We start from the raw sequence: 20754 nt of genomic DNA on the forward strand, positions 1-20754 counted from the left end.
CATGAGAACGGATATCTTCTCCCGCCTGTCAGCCTTTATTTTGTGCTTTGCTCTGATCTCTAATGATGTCATCAGCGCCACACAAATTCTCTATGGTGGCATTCCTCCAAGAAGGGACTATGTTGCCCCTGTTCAAAAGGATTCCGATGACGAATCTAGTTCATCATCTGTTTCCCACAACCTTTCACAGCCCGTTCGTTCTGGTACGATTCGTTCTGAACGGTTCTTTGAGGAAGTAAAACCTTTGAGCATTACCGAATCGACTGTTTTGGTTGGAAAGAGTATGCGAGACCCAATGAGCAATCCTCGCGATGACTTCTTCTCTTTCGAAATAGATCCTGAAGACTATACGCACTACTCCCATGCCCGTATATCTTACAGTGTATTAGGAGTGTCAGATCCAAACTCCCTTCCAAAATCTATTAATGACAATCCAACTTTTGGAACTTTAGATATAGAAGCTGGAGACCAATGGAAGAAAACTGAGATGGTGATCTCATTGGAAGAGTTGGCACCTGGCAAAAACCTCATGCGCTTCGGACTTCCCATCGCTACTATGATGCAAGTGGAAGTGAAAGACTTTCAGGTTGCGTTATTCACATCGGAAGAATCTACAAATCCATTGAATTTTGTAGAAGAAACAGAAGTAGAAGACGACAATTTATTTAGCTATGAAGCAGGAGGAAGCGAATTGGTAAAAAGATACCAGCTTCGTGACATTCAGGTTCCTAGCATTCCGACCGACATTACTAACGTAACCCGCGGTGCATATGCATATCGATTCCGTTCCAGCGTAGGAATGGGTGGCGGTCTAGTTGGCATTGCCATTGACATGGACAAATTACCTGCGGGTAAAACTCCGAAAGATGTATCCACATTCTATTTTAACTACCAAAGTAGATCGTGGGTCCCTGTTTCTTCAGACAGTGTCCATGTAGACGAAGAGAACGGATATGTGATCAATTATGTTCCACTTCAACCGGGTTCTCAGTACTTCAATGGAGTGATTCAGACTCCAAACATGCCTGAATCATCGGCTAATTTGCAAACATCACTCGGTGGAATTCAACCGGCCAATCCTGGAACAGGAATTACAACCGTTGCAACACCTTCTATCTCAAGAACAGGTGAAGCCTCAACGTCATTCCCGATCAAACTACCTGCGGGTAGAAATGGAATGTCACCCTCCCTTGCAATTACATACAACAGTGACGCAGGAACCGGCTGGTTAGGCGTTGGTTGGAATATCGCAGTTCCGAAAATTAGCGTTGACACCCGATGGGGAGTGCCAACTTTCCCAGAAAGCTACCAAGAAGAGGTCTATTTATTCAATGGGGAACCTCTCTCTCAAGAAGGTGGACTTAAAGGAAATAGAGTAGACATAAGTGGAAATGAAACCGAAATTGCCGAGCGTTCTGCCCAAGCCATTGTTGAGTTTTTCCCTAGACGTAGATCCTCTTGGAGTAAGATTGAGAGACATGGCACTAGCCCAGATACTTACTATTGGATTGTAACCTCGGCAGATCAGACAAAATCTTATTATGGAACTCGAAATGCACTTTCGTCTGATAACAATTCAACTCTCTTTGACCCATCCGCTGCAGATCAAAACATCGTTGAATGGTACCTCACCAAAGTAATTGATAAATGGGGGAACACCATTGAATATTTTTATGATGATAATCCGCTAACTGGAACAGGTTACGCGGAGATCATTAGAAACTCTCAACAGAGGACACTGCGTAAAATTGTATATGCCGGTCACGAACCAAGTTCCCTTGCAGGTTCGTACGTTGTTTTCTTTAATAGCTCTTCTCCAAAAGCCGACGCAACCGTCAACTTGAGATATGGGTTTAAAGTATCCAATGCTCATCGCTTGGAATCTATCATCGTGCAACATGGGGGAGTTTCGCTTTCCACCCCAGGAGGTTCAGGCTCCACTAGGATTCGTAAATACGAACTCACCTATGAAAACTCGTCAGCCTCTGCCTTTAAAGATCAACTTACCTCAATCACTGAAAAAGTAGGTGCAACAGAAAGTGAATTTTACACCAACACCTTTAGCTACTTCCCTTCTGAGTACAGTTTCGAAGCTTCGCCTTACACCGTTTCATACCCAGGAAACACGTCGGCCATTGGGTCAACTACGTCCAAAGCTAACATTTTTGGAGGTGGCTTAGGTTATGGCTACCTCCCTAATTTTAGGACGAATAATGTAGGGCTTGACTTGTCATATCAATCTTCCAAAGAAACGGCTTATCGATCCTTTAAGGATGTTACTGGAGATGGACTTGTTGATTTAGTAATCAATGAATCTGATGTAGTGCGTTACTACCCCGGTTATATCGATGATGCAACAGGCCATTATCAAATCGACATGAGCAATGGCGCAGTGGATTTCGCTGGTTCAACGATTGATGAAAGCTACATTTCTAAAACGGTAGGAACTCAATCTGCACGTGTCGTATCCTTCGGATTAACTGAAAGTACAGCTGTTGTGGCTGGTTTGGCATCAAACTATTCCCTTACCAAAACGGATCGTTATTTCATGGACATGAATGCGGATGGCATTGCCGACTGGGTTGACAATGGCGACGTATATTTTGCCCGTTACGACCTCGGACAAAACCGAATGATATTTGAGACGAACAGCTTGAATACACCTAACCCTATTGTCAATTTAAATGATGGGGCTCCTAACCCTTCATTCGATCAAGGCCAAACTCAAGAAGTTGAAGTAGTTCGTATGTGGAGAGCACCCTTCGATGGTGTTGTAAACATTAGTTCAATTGCTCACCTGAATAATTTATCGGAGGACGATAATGTTTGGGTTCAAATAGACCATGACAAAGGAACAACTACAACGGTCATCAAGACTGAGACGCAATTAAACAAATTGTTCGGAACGTCTTGCAATGTCAATAATATTACGGTATCAAAAGGTGATTACCTCTATTTCCGAGTTCGCAATACGGGTAGTCCAAAGAATGATTTCGTGGAATGGAATCCAGAAATCGCCTACACTTCTGGCAGTTTAAAAGACGCAAACTACGTGAACTACGGGGTATTCACTCCGAATTCTGAATTCACCTTGTTCGGAAGTAGTGATATCGTCCTTCAGGATAATGAGGATGTAAATATCAATTGGAGTACCTGGAACGTAGGCCCATTCACCGATGATGTAGAATTCCTGATTCATGTGACAGAAGAAAGCTCTTCATCTGTTACTGTAGCCACCTATTCTCATACGCTTGCACACTCAACTTCTGCAACCATCACCCCTTCTGATTTTTCAGGCACCTCTACTTACTTTGACAACTTGCTTAATGCATCAACCCCCTATAGCATTCCTACTGGGTCGCAGCTAAGCATTAAAATGGAAGTGAAAGCAAGATCGAATGTAGACTGGAAATCTATAAACTGGCGTCCTGACGTAACCGTTACATCTACCTCAGGCACTGTTGAACAGCACCCAGCAGTATCTTACCGATTCTTTGATGAACCATTGCGCTTTACAGGAGCTGTATCATTCACAGGACTTTACGGATCACCAACCGAAGTGAAATTCCTTCCAGTTCTTGACCCAGCTATCTTTTCAAACCTGACTACAGGTCAAGGAACGTATGAAACAGATTTTACCATTAAAACGTCGGGACAGTATTTGCTGAGTTATCACTTAAGCATTGACCCCAACTTAGGGAAGATCGTTTATACATCGAATGACGGAATTTCCATCCCCTCATCATATTCCAATAACAAAGGATACTGTGATCCTGATTTGCTAACGCTTCCGAGCAAAGTTATCAATGACGAACTATACTTTGAATATACGACCGACAACAGGGAATTAGCAGAGTTACTTGATGACTACGGACAAGTGAGCTGTCAACTTGTTGATGCTAGCATTTGTAAAGTGGTTGGCGACGAAATCACATTCGATAGTGATGTATTCTTGCGAAACGAGTACTCACATCTGAACATCAATGTGACGGGATGGGGGAGTTTTGGCTGGGCCGGAAATAATGCTCCAATATTACGCAAGAATTTGAAGTTTCTCGACCCGACCGACCCAAGCCTGATTGCAGACCGAAATTCGATTGAAAATGGTGGAGTTGGTGATCTTGAAGCATTTGTCACGACCTATGGTTTGGATCCTTTTTCCCAAACGAACTTGTACCGTCCGCATATGCCAGAACGCGGTGAGGATGTTTCCAATTTATATTACAGTCCGATAGGCCAAGTCGAATCTGGCGAGTTGGATAGATGGAAGATGGTTTTCTCCGAATTCTCTTCTGTCTATAAAGACGATATATCCATAGGAGTAACAGGTACTGACCCTTCCCTTGAGGTTCGAGTTCCTGTGACCACTACCATTGGAAATTTCGATCGCACAGCACTTGTGCTAACTACCGTCTCAAATGGATCTTCTGTATATGCCAGCGGGAGTTGGGCTGGATTATCAGGTGGAGGCTCTACTACTTATCCATTCGATGAAATACATACAAATGGTAGTTTTGGTGCGACCAGTATGATGGATTTGAATGGTGATGGATATCCTGAGAACATTCAAGTATATCAAAAAACCAAACTCTCTTGGCAAGAAACCAACTCCTTAGGTGGCTATAAATCCTCCAGTTGGACTGAGTTTGATGACAATTCGTATCTCAGTAGAAATCAGTTCTCCTCTAGCGGTGGAAATATTGGATTCACTTTTTCCAGTGGTTTTAATTCTTTTGCTATCCAAGGAGGGCCAGGCGTTTCTGGTTTACTTGCTGAATCCGAATTCCACAATGGAATCATTGACTTCAACGGTGACGGATTAGGAGATTTTTACATCTCCTCAGCGACTGATGAATTTGTTTCTTCATCAAATGGATCGTTGCGTTTGGGCAATGGCCGTCGTTTAACTTCCCGTGTCAATCTGTCAATTACTGGCCCTATCTCTCATTCTGATGCCAGCTCAATAAGCGGCGGTTTTAGTGGAAAGTTTCCGATAAATCCATTCTCTATTTCAGGGGGGCAAAATTGGACAAAGCACGACCAAACCACGAAGTTTATCCTTCAGGACATGAACGCCGATGGCCTTCCTGACAGAGTTACTTGGGATGACAATAACAATGAATGGATCTGTAATTTCAATACAGGTACAACTTTTACGGGTACTAGCGTAACCTACGGCAGTTCAGGTCACGCACTCGAAAACTCAACCCAAAGCGACATTGTAAGTTTTCGCGCAGGAGGTTACATCCCTCTCCCTCCTGCAGGGAATAATGCTCTTCTTCTGAGTCTTAATCAAACGAACGTCGATGGGGATGCACAGGTAGGTTCAGCGCTGATGGATATGAACGGCGATGGGCTTCCCGATTTGATAACGGACAATAAAAACGGAACCATCAATGTGTACCATAACCGTGGAGGCAAAGGAGGCAAACTTCAAAGCATCTCTAATCCTCTCGGCGGGGTGGTCACACTCGATTATGAGCTTGTTGGCCACAAGTACGGGTACCATGAAAGGACGATCTACAACCGTCAGTTTATCCCCGAAGAAGAAGAGCAGGATATTTTTTGGGATATGCCGAATGCCAAGTGGGTTCTCTCACAAGTAACGGTTGATGATAAGTTTAGCCCAGACGATGCCAATGACGGTTACGACGTCTTCAACTCCTACTTCCTCTATGACGGTGGTATGTATAGCCGAAGAGAACGAGAGTTTATCGGTTTCACTCGCATCGCTGTTCATGGTGATTATTTAAACGGTGACAATAACCAAGCGCTATCCTCACGAAATAATAACGCCACATCACCTAATGTTCTAACCGATTTAGAACGAATTCAGTATTGGACAATTAGCGACTTTGAAACTGTTGAATCAACGGATTTTACTGACCGCAAAAAACTGGAATACGTTAAAGGCCTCAAGCGAGCGAGCTATCAGCTTATTCTTCAAGAAGAGTATGTAGAAACTCCAACGTTTAATGGTTACACTCAAAATTGGGTGACCATGAGTGTGAGTACATATGACTACAAGTACTACTCTTGGAACAACCAAGACCTAACAGGTAAACCTCAAGGTCAAATTGATCATTCCGAAGAGGTCAATTGGTCAAGTGTTTCAGAAGGAGCTTGTATCTTCCCTGAATTATATGCGACGGATTTTTACTCCCACCTCGATGCCTCAAATTACTTTGCTGCGACGGGCTACCGATATTTCTATAACGACTATGGCAATGTTGTTCGCGCGGAAAAGAATGGAACAAATGAGACGTTTTCCAGAGTTCAAGTGAGCGCTGGATATGACTATCTCCCCGATCCAGAGAGTCAACCCGTTCCTGTTGATAGATGGGATTATAATCCCACTTACTTTGCAGACATCATTGTCCTTACCGACTACTACACGCCTGGACCTACAACATATAATCGCAAAGGAGTCGCTTCAAGACAACGCGTATTTACCACAAGTACAGCTCTTAGTAATCTTCGGAGAGTAACTGAATATGACTTGCTTGCCAATGGTAAAACGGTTGGACAAGTGAAACGATTCCTTGATCAGCAAACCACCATTGAAGAAAGTACTTCGTTCACCTTTGACAGTTACGGAAACACCACCCAAATTGACTTACCTGTAACTGCGGAAGGTGATGAATACCAAATCAATATCACGTATGAATCAACCCAGCATCAATACCCTACTAGAGTTCGTAAACAAATCACGGACAACAACAGTATAAACTTTGATGAAAGTGCGTACTTTAACTATGACCTAGTTACAGGACTTCTTCAGAAGAAACTAGATGTTAACGGACTACCGATGGAATTCTATTACGATGAATTCCTACGACCAGAGTTCGTTTACGGTACACGTGAAATTGTTAATGCACCATTCACCGTTGCTTTTGAGTATTTCAATCCTACAACATTTAATCAAAACAACGGTAGCACAGGTGAACCCGACCCACTATCAAATAACCATCTCCCTTGGGCCATTACTTCACAATATGTAGGAACAGATGCTCCAGAATCTGACCTAGGCGATTGGATGACCCGATCTGACTACGCAGCGATTGATCCTGACATTACAAATGTGAATGTAATGTATGCTACGGGACGAAGTAACAGTTTCACAGAGGCACAGGATGCAAATGTGGTGCGCTCTAGTGTGCTGGTAGACGGTATAGGACGCATCGTACAATCCATGCGTGAAGTTTCCAATTATGACGCCGCGGCTGGAGAAGTTTTGGATCCAGAAGGAGGTAAAGGTGGTAGCACTACAACAGGTGCGAATGTCAAAACGATTCTCTTTTCTGGAGGTTTAGAATACGACGAATGGAATCAACCTGTGATTTCCTACCAATACGGAGCACTCTCTGATCCAGCCTTTTCAGACGACTACTCGAATGTGGTTCAACTAAAAATACTCCATGAATCATATAATGACCAAATGGCTTTTGGGTACTTTGACAAATATGGACGTGTCGTTGAATCGTACGCCAGGAATGCTTCTGGAGTAAATACTTTTACAAAATCTACTCAGACGATCACTTGGGATGCAAGCAATGGAAACGAGGATATTATGATCCATTCTGTCTTCCATGGAGATCCAACTTCACATAGTCGCTCGTGGATTAACACCCGTGGACAAACCTACAAAATGGAAGAAGGTGATGGCTCTCAGTGGACTTCAACGGACTACACTTATGACCTACTCAACGAACTTCAAAGTGTATCAGATCCAAAGGACTTAGTCACTTCCTACACCTACGACATGTACGGAAGACTGAAAACGGAGGTACACCCCGATAAGGGCTTAATGGAGTCTTTCTATGACGCTGCTGGTAATATTGCTTCTATTGAAGTAACCAAAGCGGATGACCCTAATGCTGTCATCTCGCAAGATTTCTCTTACGCGTACAACCGATTGGTCCAAAAAACCTTTGCCGAAACCGACAATATCAATGGCGTACGAATTACCTATGGTTCCTATGACGATGGTATTAACGGCGCAGGAAGACCCGTGGAGATCCGTCAAGGAACAACCAATAGCGAATGGATTGTTGATGAATTTGCCTACGATGAATTAGGCCGCAGAGTACGCGAGCAAAGACAAATCGCGGTTCCTATGGTTGGCGAGTACACGTTCAAAACAGACTATGTGTTTGATTCTTGGGGCCGTGTTAATCACATGCGCTATCCTGATGGCGAGGTTGTATCTTACAATTACACCAGCGCAGGAGACTTGAAAAGCATGACCTCTTCCGCAATCTTCAATGCCAAATACGCGTCTACTTTTATTGAGGAAATTCAATACATCGGAAGTGCAGGGCAACGTAAAATTACTTACGGTAACGGCGTAGAACGAGAATACACCTATGACAATGTTTCCAAAATAATCTCTGGAAGCATCCTTAAAACCTCCGACTATCACTCTGGAGGTGGTAATGTTGGAATGCTATTTAAAACCTTCTCGTACAACGCATCCAACAACATTAGCTCAGTTGAAAACACTGCTCCTGGACTTTTACTTGGCTACAACAATATTGGTGGTGCTTACTCACACTCTTACACCTACGATGCTTGGAACCGACTAAAAACAGCCGATGGTACTTGGGAAGGAAGCACTACTGCTTCCGGTGACATAGAGTACTCTCTCGCGATGAATTACGGTGAGGATGGCAGAATCACGAATAAATTACAACTCGTGAATGGGACGGCTGCTAATCCGAATCAGACGTATGACTTGGATTACACGTATGACGAATTTAGTCATCAAGTGATGTCCGTGGCCGATAATGTAACTGGAGCGAACTATACCTTCTCCTTCGACGAGCGTGGTAACATGACGGATCGAACAAAATCACTGAATGGTCAAACCACCAAGTCACGTTTCTTATGGGATGAGGCTGATCGAATGGTTGCTGCTGCAGAGCAGAATGGAGGATTAATACAACACAACCTTTACGACTACAACGGGACACGCGTAATGAAAGGGGTTGCCACCTATCAAGGCGCTTGGGTTGACAATGAACCTGTAGGAGAGGAATGGGAAGTTGCACCGTATGTGGTATACGCTGCACCTCACTATGTGTTCCAAGTGTACAATGGTAAAGTTGACGTTAGTAAACACTATTACGGGAATAACAAACGAATAAGTACCCGTATGCAACTTGAGGAACGGTATGCCCAAGGAGAAGGAATTCCGTATTTTAACAGTTATGATCCTGACGGAGGCACACCATCTGAAGTAACTCCGAACAACAGCGTCCTAAATCAGTGGAACGATATTTCTTCGTGGTTAGAGAACGAATTCATCAGCGCCACCTATTTCCAAGCGCTGGAACCTGTTGAATATCAAGGACCGTACAATTATCTGCACGCAGATTGTTCGCAAAATGCTGGCGTGTTCCCAATGGGCTCCTTCCAAGACGAATTTTGTCAGTGTAGGAACAACATGGAGGATGCCATTGCCAATGGCATCGACTGTCCGCAGGCCTACCCTTCTCAATTCTGGTATCACGCAGATATAGCAGGTCATACGGAGTTTGTCACCGACTTGGCAGGCATGCCATATGAGCACTTCTTCTACCTTCCATTTGGCGAGGTAGCCGTTCATCAGCACGCCAACAACGACGGATATTCCAACCCGTATCAGTTCTCTTCTTCCGAATTTGACGATGCCACTGGACTCATCCTCATGGGAGCGCGCTACTATGACCCCATGTTCAGTTTATGGATGAGTGCAGATCCATTGTCTTCGTTTAGAAGTTGGCTAACTCCTTACAACTACGTAGCGAACAACCCCGTGATGTTTGTGGATCCGAGTGGGTTGTTGGAGAGTAGTATCAAGACTGGGGATGAGAATCCTGGAGACTTTCCGCCGTGTGAAGAGACAAGTCTGCAAGAGATGAGCCCTTTCCCTTTATTCTGGGCTGCTTTTTATCTAGCACTGGCAAACTATTTATCCTCTGATAGTGACGACGTGATTGTCACAGATGACGATGGTAAAGATTGGACAAGAGAAGACCTTGAGGAATTGTTGGCTCAGGCAGATGCATATAAAGAAAATCAACTCGCATTAGCATCAACTAATCCAAAATTTGTAGCCAGAGCAGAGAGTTCACTTCAAGATGATGAAGCTAAAAATTGCCCGAATTGCCCTATTCCGTCGCGCAGCTTTCTTGCGAGCAATATGCAGGAAGGCATTACTACCTACGCCGGTGATGGAGAAGGAAACTTTGTATATTATCACCCAGATGGCACGGTCGAATTCGATGACACAGGGGATCCTGGAGATAAAATCCTATCTGAAGCAACAGGCACTGCACTTATGATTGCACCTGCAGTTCAAATCAATCAAGCTAGAACGGCACTTTCGACAGTTGATGAAGTTGTTGATGCCGCTGATGAAGGAGCTGAGTATATTGACGAAGGGATTCGAATGACGGATCAAGCTTTTGAAGCCGCTAATTCGAGTGCTAATATTGGTACTAAGTTGGAGTATGTGTTTGGCAATGGAACAGGAACAGCCCACAACATAGATCGTTCAAGGGCTATGCTACGACAACTTGAGAGTGTAGGTATTTTTGATAATGCAGCGGGAAGGTCTTTATTGAAAAGTCATTTAGAAAGTGTTTATAGCGGCACCAAAGGAATACTGCAATCAAATGGGCGTTATTTACGTGAATCTCTTTTAATGGGACCAAACGGTGGACTTAAAGTTGAAAGTATTTGGGAAGGGAATAGATTGATAACGGTTAAATTATTAGGAAGACCATAACATGAAGCAGATTATTAAAAACAGTTACATAAAGGCGTTTAAGTTTACATCTTTCCAAGAAGCAACAACTTTTGTAAATAACCAAGATGCTAATAAACAGCTATCCATAGATGATACATTTGGAGATAACTATTACTGTTATGTTGGTTACCATTCCCTAACAAAGGAGAAGCAATTTATTTTATCCTTTAGTAGCGATGAGAGTGATGATAGTTTGAATTTTTTGTTTTGGGATAGTTTGTTTGTATTGGATACAGGCAATAGTATTTATTTAATAGACGAAGACCTAAACGTCAAAACATCACTTGAAATCACTACGCCATTAGTAGGGCTATATTTAATCAATAAGGAAAAGTTGCTTGTGTTGGAAGAAGCCTATATGAGAGTGATTAATTGCAATGGTGATATTGTAAAGGCTGAATTGTTTGATCTCATAGAAGATTTTAGTATTAAGGATAATTTTCTGTCAATTCAAACCAGCGAAGAAAATAAAGTCATAGAATTGATCTAACAGCAAAGAGGCCGTCTAAAAAGGATTTAGGCGGTCTTTTTTTTGTTTACGGATTTATACTATTCCCTCAATTCCGCAAGTCTAAAACAGACCCGTTTTTGTTCAAAGTGAATATAGAAAAAATTGGGTAATGTGGTCATTTAGGAGGTGGCGACCATTCAGGATCTTAACCCATTGAAAATCAAATTATAGTTTCAGCGAAAATTCCGGGGCAGTGGGTAATTCAACTGAGTTATCCCCTGTTTTTGTTTCCGAACATGCCTTAAATCGACTCTAAACGCTAGATTCACGATCAAGTGTAGTCAAATAGGAGATGGTTTGAGGTGTAAAAAGGGTCGTAAGCCCTGTGTTAAAAGGGGTTTCCAAGCCAGCGGTAAGCAACGTATTTATTGCAAGAACTGCCGTTTAAGTCAACAACGGAAGTACGAGAGTCCAGCTTTTAGCAAGAAGATAAATAACGACATCTCTTCCCTTCTCAGAGTAGGGGTTGGAATACGTAGAATCTCAAGGTTAACGGGGGTTACACCAAAAACAGTGATGCGCCGAATCCTTGAAATCAGCCGAACCATCACTAAACCCAAACCCGTCTTCGGTAGAGACTACGAAATGGATGAACTCTGTACATTCATTGGGAATAAGAACTGAAGATAAACTTCTCCGTTTGGTAAACTTCCCCAAAAAGGAGACAGTTCAATAACTCGCTCGCCTGTAAATGCATGAGTGGTTACAGATATTGAAGTCTTCCCCCTAAAAATCAAATCCGCAACCTCTCTTCACCTCAAATCAGCAATAACCGCATAGCTAGCCTTCTCAATTCTGGTATCACGCAGATATAGCAGGCCACACGGAGTATGTCACCGACTTGGCAGGCATGCCGTATGAGCACTCTTCTACCTTCCATTTGGCGAGGTAGCCGTTCATCAGCACGCCAACAACGATGGCTATTCCAACCCCTATCAGTTCTCTTCTTCTGAGTTTGATGACGCCACCGGACTCATTCTCATGGGAGCCGGGCTCAGCATTACCGGTGATGGAGGTGTCGCAGAGGAGGTGACCGTTGGTGGTAGCCCCCCGTTTCCGTCCCTGTTCTAGCAGGAGGAATGGCCCTAATCAGTCATGGTGTCCTAGTGACATCTACAGCAAATCATAATTTGTGGCATTCCATTGTTGATTATTATTCAGGGTCGAGCAACAGGAAAACTAGTCAACCTTCATCAAATGAACCAACATCCGGCACACCCACAACCAGTAAAACTGATAACTCTGCGTTTTCAATAAATCGACTAAAAAGACAAATCAAAAGAAACCATGCTCCATGAGGGATCCAAAGATTCGACAAAGCACAGGGAACCGTTAACTCACTTCAAGATGAAGTATATTTCACAGATGGATCATGGAGACATAACAACGGGTATAGGATTACTAATAAACGAGCAAATTTATTAAGCCAAAATGGCTGGACAATCCCACAACAACAATAGAATCATTCAAAGCATACTTTCTTGGAAAGAAGATGTCATTTCCAACGAAGAACGATGGAAAGCGAACAATCTTCATCTAGATGAAATAGAAGGCATGGATGCTGATGCAAGAACAACCTGGGTCGATCAAAGCATAAAATTATTTGATTTGATGTCGCTAGATTCATTAGCAGTCCCTAGGTTAAGACTATTTCTACACATGGAATTGAATTCTTCGAATGAAGTTTTTCATCAAACAGAGATTACACGATTGTGGATCGAAAAAAATATTAGTGATTACACCCCCCCTTCTTTGCACTACTGTTCGATTGATTATTTTAACGACTTCTATATGAAAGAGTTGAAGCCGATGTCATTGATGAACAATGAACTTATAAGGAAGTTGAAGAACAATGATATTACATGCTTTAAAAGAACCTATTTTGACGAAAGAGAGAAACTCTACTCAAGAGAACTCTATTTTTTTAGACTATCTCATGCTAGCGGCTCCATCCTTTAGTTCACCAACAACAGAAAAGAAGACTGATGTAAATTAAACCTTATATACTCTAGCCATTGTTGTTTCCTCCATTTTGCAATGCCGCGAAACACCCTTTCCCCCCAACATTAGCAATGACCGCATAGAAGCCTATCTTTGCACAAATTCCACTTTGATGATTCGATCGATGACAGGCTTTGGGAAGGCGGTTGCGCAGCTTCCCGGTAAAAAAGTAAGTATTGAGATTAAGAGCTTGAACAGCAAGGGGCTCGACCTCAATCTACGTCTCCCTTCTTCCCACCGTGAAATGGAAGTTGAAATCCGCGATGTATTGGCATCTGGCGTGATTAGAGGAAAAGCCGACATCTCTTTCTTTGTGGAATTGACAGGTGCTGAAGAAGCACCAGCCATCAACGCTGAAATTGTAAAGGGCTACGTTCGTCAGTTGAACACTATTGCTCGCGAATTGGGCCTGGAGAGCGATGTCCTCTCCCTTGCTATGCGTATGCCGGACGCCCTGAAGAATGAGCCAAAAGAGATTTCTGAGGACGAGCGTGCAAGCATTCTGCAAACACTCAACGAAGCCATTGAGCAGTTTAACGGTTTCCGCCTTCGCGAAGGAGAGCACTTGCAAAATGATTTAACTGGTAACATCAACACGATACGAGATCTCCTTTCTAAAGTACCTCAATACGAGAGCGAACGCATTACCACTACTCGCGAACGAATGATGAAAGCTTTGGAAGCCCTGGAGGCCAAGGTGGATGAAAATCGATTCGAACAAGAACTCGTTTTCTACCTAGAGAAATACGATGTAAACGAGGAAAAAGTACGCCTATCGGGTCACCTTGATCACTTTGAAGAATCGCTTCGCGAAAGCGGTGTTCACGGCAGAAAACTCGGCTTTATTAGTCAAGAGATTGGCAGAGAAATTAACACTCTTGGCTCTAAAGCGAACCATGTAGAAATGCAAAAGCTCGTGGTAGGCATGAAGGAAGAATTGGAGAAAATCAAAGAACAAGTACTCAATGTTCTCTAAGGGAAAACTCGTCATATTTTCTGCTCCTTCAGGATCGGGGAAATCCACTTTAGTCAATCATTTGCTAAAGGAGTACCCGAAACTTCAGTTTTCTATCTCTGCAACCAGTAGAGCGCCCAGAGGCGAAGAAAAACACGGAGAGCACTACTACTTTTTATCCCCAGAAGAATTTCGCACTCGAATTGAAGCTGCTGAATTCCTAGAATGGGAGGAAGTATATGAAGGAACGTATTACGGGACACTTCGCTCCGAAGTCAGTCGAATTTGGGACGCAGGTGGACATGTCGCATTTGACATTGATGTGGTAGGCGGATTGAACCTCAAGAAACACTTTGGCAAACGCGCATTAGCGGTTTATGTAAAGGTTGCTTCCATGGAAATTCTAGAACAACGCCTGCGCGGTAGAGGAACCGACAGCGAAGAGAAGATTGCACAACGCCTGGCTAAGGCCGAAGAAGAGTCACTTCGCGAACCAGAGTTTGATACGGTTATTCTTAACGACGATCTCGATAGAGCTTGCACTGAAGTATCCGAAGTGGTGGGCGCATTTCTAAATCAATAGTGATGGCAAAGCACGTTGGACTTTATTTTGGAACGTTCAATCCCGTGCACATTGGGCACATGATTATTGCCCAGTTCATGCTAGAACACAGCAGCATGGACGAGCTGTGGTTTATGGTTACCCCACACAATCCACACAAAAAGAAAAGCTCTTTGCTCGATGATAGACAGCGCCTTCACATGGTAGAGCTAGCCATAGACGATCACGTTTCTATGAAAGCATCCGACGAAGAGTTTCACTTACCTCAGCCAAGCTATACCATCACCACGCTGGCGCATTTGCGGGAAAAATATCCCGATAAAACATTCTCGCTCATCATGGGAATGGACAATTTGCAGAGCTTTCACAAGTGGAAAAATCACGAGCGCATTATTGAACAACACGACATCTACGTCTATCCTCGTCCGGGGTACGACGGTGGACTTTTTGGAGATCATCCCAAGGTTCACATCATTCCTGCTCCAAACATGGAATTGTCGTCTACCCAAATTCGAAATGCCCTCAAATCTGGCAAGAACGTTTCCTTTATGCTGCCTCAACGCGTTTGGGATTACCTCGACTCCAATACGTATTACAAGTAAACGAGACTGACGTCAGCGGCAAGCATCAGCCACCCTTTTCTAAAAATCACGGATACGCCAAACCCTTGATATTTCTACCTATATTGATGGTATGGATGCACAAACTGTAAAAATCGCCCTTCTCATCGTTCACCTTGGCCTTTTGATTTTGGCCGTTCAACGAAAGCACAGAACCAGCCTTATATACATATCAATACTCACTGTTGGAATGGCTCTTTCTTTGGGCAATAGCACATTGAGCACTCTTGCCTTTTACATTGTAACCACCGCCAGTGCACTCTTTGGCTATTACGGACTGAACGGAAAGGATGTAGATCCCAAATGGAAATGGCCGATTACGCTCACCGGCTTTTACATTTTGCTAGTTGGCATTTTCCAATCGGGCCACCTTCAGGGCATGATGATCGTTTACTACCTCTCCATCATTCCTATCGCCTTTTGGCTTTACGCCACTAGCAGAGGATTTTTTAGAGCTCCCCAGTGGACGTTTACTACGGCCATCAACGTGGTTTTACTCTACCAATTCTCTCGTTTACTCTTCTGAGGAATAAAAAAATTGATTCTTTTTTTACTGCGCAAATAGATTGCGCAGAAGCGTCGGATACTTGCATCATAAATCAATTACACGATGGAAGTAACAGGTGAAACACTCATCCAACTCGGGTTCAATCCGGGAAAATGGTTCTCAGAAGCCATTACACATGCCAATGCACATCAACTCAGCGGCGATGCACTTGTCAAGTACTTGAAGAGTGTGGAGCCTGAGTACATCTCACTATTGGACGAAGCGCGACCGTTCCACATGAACCTTCGCGCAGAAGAAGAAGGTGAAATTGACAATGTTGAAAAGGTGCGTGCCACCATGGATGCCCTCATGCGGATTCCTACCACCATTGAAGGTGCGGTAATGCCAGATGCTTGTCCAACAGGCGGCTTGGGTCAAATTCCGGTAGGTGGCGTTGTGTCTACGAAAAACGCAATCCATCCCAACATGCACAGTGCAGATATTTGCTGCTCTGTCATGATGACCAATTTTGGTCATACCGATCCAAAAACGGTGTTAGACACGGTTCATGCCCTCACGCATTTTGGTCCAGGTGGACGAAAGGATCCGTTTGCCTTGGAGGTTGAGCTTGAAAATAAATTGCGCAGCAACCGATTCACCAACAACGAGCGCGCATTGAACTTTAGCAAATCGCACTTGGGTACGCAAGGAGATGGAAACCACTTCACCTTTGTCGGTAGATCGGCGCAAACTGGTGAAACCATCATGGTGACACATCACGGGAGTAGAGGTTTGGGAGCCGCGGTTTTCACTAAAGGGATGAAAACGGCTGAAGAATTCCGCAGGGAAATCTCGCCTGAAACGCCGAAGCACAACGCTTGGATTCCTTACGATACCGATGAAGGGAAGGAGTACTGGGAAGCTTTGCAATGGGTTCGCGAGTGGACTAAGCTCAACCATACGGTGTTGCACGAGGCAACGGCAAGGTCGTTAAACCACGATCCGAGCTTGCGCTTCTGGAATGAACACAACTTCATTTTCAAGGAAGATGATGTGTTCTACCATGCAAAAGGAGCAACGCCATTGGACGACAAGTTTGTTCCGGATTCACACGAGCAATTACGACTCATCCCGCTCAACATGCGAGAGCCCGTTTTGATTGTAAAAGGAAATACAACGGCAAATAACATGGGATTTGCTCCGCATGGTGCAGGACGAAACATTTCGCGATCAGAGCACCGAAGGAGAAACTCCGACCGAACACCGGAGGAGATCTTCGCTACAGAAACCAAAGGGCTTGACGTTCGTTTCTACCACGATGAAATTGACATTACGGAATTGCCAACGGCCTACAAAAACGCCGCTACCGTAAAAGCTCAAATGACAGAATTTGGTTTGGGAACCGTAGTGGATGAAATCCTTCCTTACGGTTGCATCATGGCGGGTAACTGGCAAAAAAACGCGCCGTGCAAGAGAAAGAACAGAAGAAGATAACACGTGTTGATGGCCCCCGGGGAGAATAGGCTCCTCGGGGTTTGAGAGTTCTACCTCATCGGTAGCGCTTCGCTGACCCACCCCTTTTCGCGAATGTACTTCAACACAATGGGCAAGGCATCTTTCAAATTGGGCCACGCTTTCACACTGTCGTGAAACACGACAATATCACCAGGCCTCAAGGTCTTGGTCACATTCAATGCACACTGTTCCGCAGAGATAGCCTGATCGTAATCACCAGAAATGATGGTCCACATGATAATCTTGAATTTCTTGCTCAAGACCTTTGCTTTCCGGGGAGAAATTCTGCCGTAAGGAGGTCGGAAAAGCGGACTATTCACTACATCCGCAGCTTGGTAGACATCCTCCAAATAATCGGTCTTATCTACCTTCCAACCATTCACGTGATTCTGGGTATGATGCCCCACATGATGACCTGCTTGCTTCACTCTTTCCCAAATCTCAGGATGCGCTTCCACATTCTTCCCAATTCCAAAAAAAGTAGCTCTGAAATTATAGTCTTCCAACATCGAAAGGACTTCCTCGGTAATTTCAGGTGTAGGTCCATCATCAAAAGTGAGAAACACCTCTTTCTTGGCGGATGGAACTCTCCAAACCATGGTGCCATAAGGGAGTCGTAGAAAAGACGGCAATCTTGGAATCAGCATACGCGAATCTTTACATCGAAGGTAAGGGAAATTGATCGATGGTGTAGAGTATATCGTGCAGCCATTGTAATTTGCACCCTCTCAATTCGACATGATGAAAAATCTACTCGCCCTATCTCTAGCCTTCGTTTTCAGCTTTGTATCCAAAGCGCAAGACACCACAGAACTAGAACATAAAATACATGAATTCGGCCGTGAAATGGAGGATTCATTGTACGCACTCAACAGCGATTTCATGAAAGACCACATGGATCTTTCTCGTTTTGTCGATACCGTTATGCATCAATTTGAAGAGAAATTAGTTGAGGATATCGAACTTCCGCTAAGCATGATGAAAGGCATGTTAGTCACGAGCTTGTCGAACGACTTTACCATTGCCAATGAAATTGTAGGTACTATTGACGCGGGCGGAGATTATCGCTATATCCACTATTTCCAAAAAGGCGGAACCTACTACTTGGTTTATCGCCTGTCGAATATTGAATCGGCCTTTGCTTATCACTTGCTTCCTCTCGATGTATCCGATGAAGAGGATATTCAAATTTACAATATCTATACGTCCATGACTGGAGAGAACATCTCTGAAACCATGGCCGATGCGATGGCTGCAAACATGATTCAACGCCAAGGCTCTGCACAAATGAGGGCTGAAGTCGCGAAACTAAAAGAAGCCCAAACACTGGCAGTATTTGACCCCAAGGCCGCCGTTCAAATGCTCAATGAAATTGAAGGGCCAATTCGATCAACCTCCTTTTATTCAACCATTGCAAAGGAAATTCAACGAATTGCTCACCCTGAAGAAATTCACGAAGAGCAACTGGCCATCATTGAAAGCGGAGGTCCAATATCCTTGCATCAAGCACAAATTGGACTCGCGTATTGGGCAGAGCTTGGAGACACTTTGAATACCAAAATTTTGGGTGATACCATTCGCACTTGGGTTGGAAAAGATCCTTACTTACTACTTTACGAAGGCGTTGCCTCTGAAGCGGCTGGTGATTTTAACAAAGCCATCCCACTTTTCCAAGAATGCATCGAAAAGACCAATGTAGATCCTTTCCCTATTCGTTACATGCTTAGCGTGGTATACATTGAAAAAGGAGAGCCGAAAAACGCCTGTACGGAATTTGGAAAGATTCTCCTAGATTACTGCTTATGGCCAGAAGATCTTGTTGAGATTTATGAAGATTATCCAGATTTCGTAAAGTCGGACGCCTACGCTACTTGGGAAGAAAAATTCCTACGAACACATTATCCCGACTATTTCGAGAAGTAACCCTTTTTGTAGAAATTGGCGAGATACACCCCCACAAAGATGAGCCCGGCGGATCCAATGAGACGCCAAGACAACTCATCGGTACCCAACATCAATGCAAAAATTGTTGCGAAGAAAGGTTGAAGGTAGATGTACGCACTTACAGTTGTACTCGATACCGTCTTCATGGCATAGAGGTTAAATAGGTACGCGAAGAATGTGGTAAAGAGCACCACAAATCCCGCTTTCCAGTAAATGTCGATGGTCCATGAGCTCCAAGGCGCACTAACTAACTCTACCGCCCCAAAGGGCAGCACGTAAACAAAACCCAAAAGGAACACCCACTTCACAACTTGAATAGCAGGATACTTTGCCATCAGTGGTTTTACCACAATGAGGTATAAGCCGTAGGAAGTTGCATTGATAAACACCAAGATATTTCCCAAGGAAGTGTTATCGTTCAACAAGTCCACTTCACCCTTTCCAGAAATCAGCCAACCAGCACCAACTGCACCGAGTAGAATTCCAACCATCTTTGCCCATCCCAATGATTCCTTCAGCAAGAGTGCAGAAAGCAGCATTACAACGATGGGATTCACCGTCATGATAATAGATGCATTAATCGGCGTGGTTCGTTGCAGTCCTTCAAAAAACATGATTTGATTGAGTGCAACACCAAATAGTCCAGCCAGAGCAAAACGCCAATAGTCGCCCCTTTCAATTTTCACAGATTTCGACGAACGATGAAACAACCAGAACAACAGAGTTGCACCCATTGCTCGGAGTAAAATAAATCCTCGTGGTTCTAAAAATCCATCCATCACATCTTTGGCGAGGATGTAATTCGCACCGTAGATCATGGCTACGGACAAAAGGGCCAAATGGGCCAGCTTGAGGTCTTTGGTCATTCTATCTCTCTAAGGCTTCTGCGGCTTTGGCCACATCAGCTTTTCCATTGCCGATGAAAATCTCATCGTCCACTATAACAACCGGACGCTTTAAAAAGGTTTCCTCTTCCAAGATATATTTGCGGTAATCCGCTTCGGTGAGATTCATGTCCTTCAATCCAAGCGATTTATACTTCATCGCTCTTCTTGAAAACAAAGGCTCATACCCCCCTGCCAATTTTGCCATGTGATCAATCTCCTCTTCCGTGATTTTATCATTTCTGATATCTCGCATCTCAACGCCTTCGGTATTCCATTCACGAATCAATCGAACACAAGTTGAACACGTTGGAAGGTGAAAGATGGTTTTCTTCATGACATACTTTTTGGCAAAGATAGAGAGAATGAGGCTTCAGACTCCACAGCTCCAAGTCCCCTGAACCTAGTACTAGAATCCTCATACATTTCGACAAAATAACCTCATCAATAGTGTAGTATAATTCACTTATCGACACATTATGT

General features: G+C 43.8%; 12 protein-coding genes. 9 read left to right on the top strand and 3 right to left on the bottom strand.

Annotation, left to right across the window (positions count from 1 at the left end; genetic code table 11):
* Position 1 precedes the first annotated feature (1 nt).
* The 8 genes from F8C82_RS11480 (at position 2) to F8C82_RS11515 (ending at position 17422) form a co-directional block, all read left to right on the top strand.
* A complete protein-coding gene (locus F8C82_RS11480) occupies positions 2-10771 on the top strand; it encodes a SpvB/TcaC N-terminal domain-containing protein (protein ID WP_151693728.1) in 10770 nt (3589 codons plus the stop codon).
* A gap of 1 nt (position 10772) precedes the next feature.
* Complete coding sequence (locus F8C82_RS11485; RefSeq protein WP_151693729.1) at positions 10773-11282, top strand: hypothetical protein; 510 nt, start codon at positions 10773-10775, stop codon at positions 11280-11282.
* A gap of 1452 nt (positions 11283-12734) precedes the next feature.
* The gene (locus tag F8C82_RS11490; RefSeq protein ID WP_151693730.1) at positions 12735-13262 is read left to right on the top strand and encodes a hypothetical protein; all 528 of its coding nucleotides are present in this window, start codon (positions 12735-12737) and stop codon (positions 13260-13262) included.
* Between the two features lie 154 nt (positions 13263-13416).
* On the top strand, positions 13417-14280 hold the full coding sequence (locus tag F8C82_RS11495) for a YicC/YloC family endoribonuclease (protein ID WP_151693731.1): 864 nt from the start codon (positions 13417-13419) through the stop codon (positions 14278-14280).
* Positions 14270-14842, top strand: a complete 573-nt coding sequence (gene gmk, locus F8C82_RS11500) for a guanylate kinase (protein WP_151693732.1) — start codon at positions 14270-14272, stop codon at positions 14840-14842. Before F8C82_RS11495 ends, gmk begins: the two co-directional genes overlap by 11 nt.
* Positions 14843-14844: 2 nt before the next feature.
* Entirely contained in the window at positions 14845-15423 is a 579-nt protein-coding gene (gene nadD / locus F8C82_RS11505) for a nicotinate (nicotinamide) nucleotide adenylyltransferase (RefSeq protein ID WP_151693733.1), read from the top strand.
* A gap of 91 nt (positions 15424-15514) precedes the next feature.
* Positions 15515-15967, top strand: coding sequence for a hypothetical protein (locus F8C82_RS11510; RefSeq protein WP_151693734.1), 453 nt, complete (start codon positions 15515-15517; stop codon positions 15965-15967).
* 84 nt (positions 15968-16051) lie between these two features.
* On the top strand, positions 16052-17422 hold the full coding sequence (locus tag F8C82_RS11515; protein ID WP_151693735.1) for an RtcB family protein: 1371 nt from the start codon (positions 16052-16054) through the stop codon (positions 17420-17422).
* 50 nt (positions 17423-17472) lie between these two features.
* Here F8C82_RS11515 and F8C82_RS11520 read toward each other — a convergent pair whose 3' ends face one another.
* Entirely contained in the window at positions 17473-18090 is a 618-nt protein-coding gene (locus F8C82_RS11520) for a polysaccharide deacetylase family protein (RefSeq protein ID WP_151693736.1), read from the bottom strand.
* A 94-nt stretch (positions 18091-18184) separates the two neighbouring features.
* Here F8C82_RS11520 and F8C82_RS11525 point away from each other — a divergent pair, with 94 nt between their 5' ends.
* The gene (locus F8C82_RS11525) at positions 18185-19366 is read left to right on the top strand and encodes a tetratricopeptide repeat protein (protein WP_151693737.1); all 1182 of its coding nucleotides are present in this window, start codon (positions 18185-18187) and stop codon (positions 19364-19366) included.
* On the opposite strand, the gene F8C82_RS11530 is transcribed toward F8C82_RS11525, so the two are convergent.
* Positions 19351-20253, bottom strand: coding sequence for a DMT family transporter (locus tag F8C82_RS11530; protein WP_151693738.1), 903 nt, complete (start codon positions 20251-20253; stop codon positions 19351-19353). The two genes, F8C82_RS11525 and F8C82_RS11530, sit on opposite strands and share 16 nt — an antisense overlap.
* Position 20254: 1 nt before the next feature.
* Positions 20255-20608: an arsenate reductase family protein gene (locus F8C82_RS11535; RefSeq protein ID WP_151693739.1), complete on the bottom strand. Its 354-nt coding sequence runs from the start codon at positions 20606-20608 to the stop codon at positions 20255-20257.
* Positions 20609-20754: the final 146 nt, after the last annotated feature.

It is taken from the genome of Phaeocystidibacter marisrubri (assembly GCF_008933165.1).
GTDB classification, from domain to species: Bacteria; Bacteroidota; Bacteroidia; order Flavobacteriales; family Schleiferiaceae; genus Phaeocystidibacter; species Phaeocystidibacter marisrubri.

Excerpts from the sequence above, each read along its gene's own strand:
- F8C82_RS11480 (WP_151693728.1), top strand. The coding sequence starts at position 2 with ATGAGAACGGATATCTTCTCCCGCCTGTCAGCCTTTATTTTGTGCTTT.
- F8C82_RS11485 (WP_151693729.1), top strand. The coding sequence starts at position 10,773 with ATGAAGCAGATTATTAAAAACAGTTACATAAAGGCGTTTAAGTTTACA.
- F8C82_RS11490 (WP_151693730.1), top strand. The coding sequence starts at position 12,735 with ATGGCTGGACAATCCCACAACAACAATAGAATCATTCAAAGCATACTT.
- F8C82_RS11495 (WP_151693731.1), top strand. The coding sequence starts at position 13,417 with ATGATTCGATCGATGACAGGCTTTGGGAAGGCGGTTGCGCAGCTTCCC.
- gmk (WP_151693732.1), top strand. The coding sequence starts at position 14,270 with ATGTTCTCTAAGGGAAAACTCGTCATATTTTCTGCTCCTTCAGGATCG.
- nadD (WP_151693733.1), top strand. The coding sequence starts at position 14,845 with ATGGCAAAGCACGTTGGACTTTATTTTGGAACGTTCAATCCCGTGCAC.
- F8C82_RS11510 (WP_151693734.1), top strand. The coding sequence starts at position 15,515 with ATGGATGCACAAACTGTAAAAATCGCCCTTCTCATCGTTCACCTTGGC.
- F8C82_RS11515 (WP_151693735.1), top strand. The coding sequence starts at position 16,052 with ATGGAAGTAACAGGTGAAACACTCATCCAACTCGGGTTCAATCCGGGA.
- F8C82_RS11520 (WP_151693736.1), bottom strand. The coding sequence starts at position 18,090 with ATGCTGATTCCAAGATTGCCGTCTTTTCTACGACTCCCTTATGGCACC.
- F8C82_RS11525 (WP_151693737.1), top strand. The coding sequence starts at position 18,185 with ATGAAAAATCTACTCGCCCTATCTCTAGCCTTCGTTTTCAGCTTTGTA.
- F8C82_RS11530 (WP_151693738.1), bottom strand. The coding sequence starts at position 20,253 with ATGACCAAAGACCTCAAGCTGGCCCATTTGGCCCTTTTGTCCGTAGCC.
- F8C82_RS11535 (WP_151693739.1), bottom strand. The coding sequence starts at position 20,608 with ATGAAGAAAACCATCTTTCACCTTCCAACGTGTTCAACTTGTGTTCGA.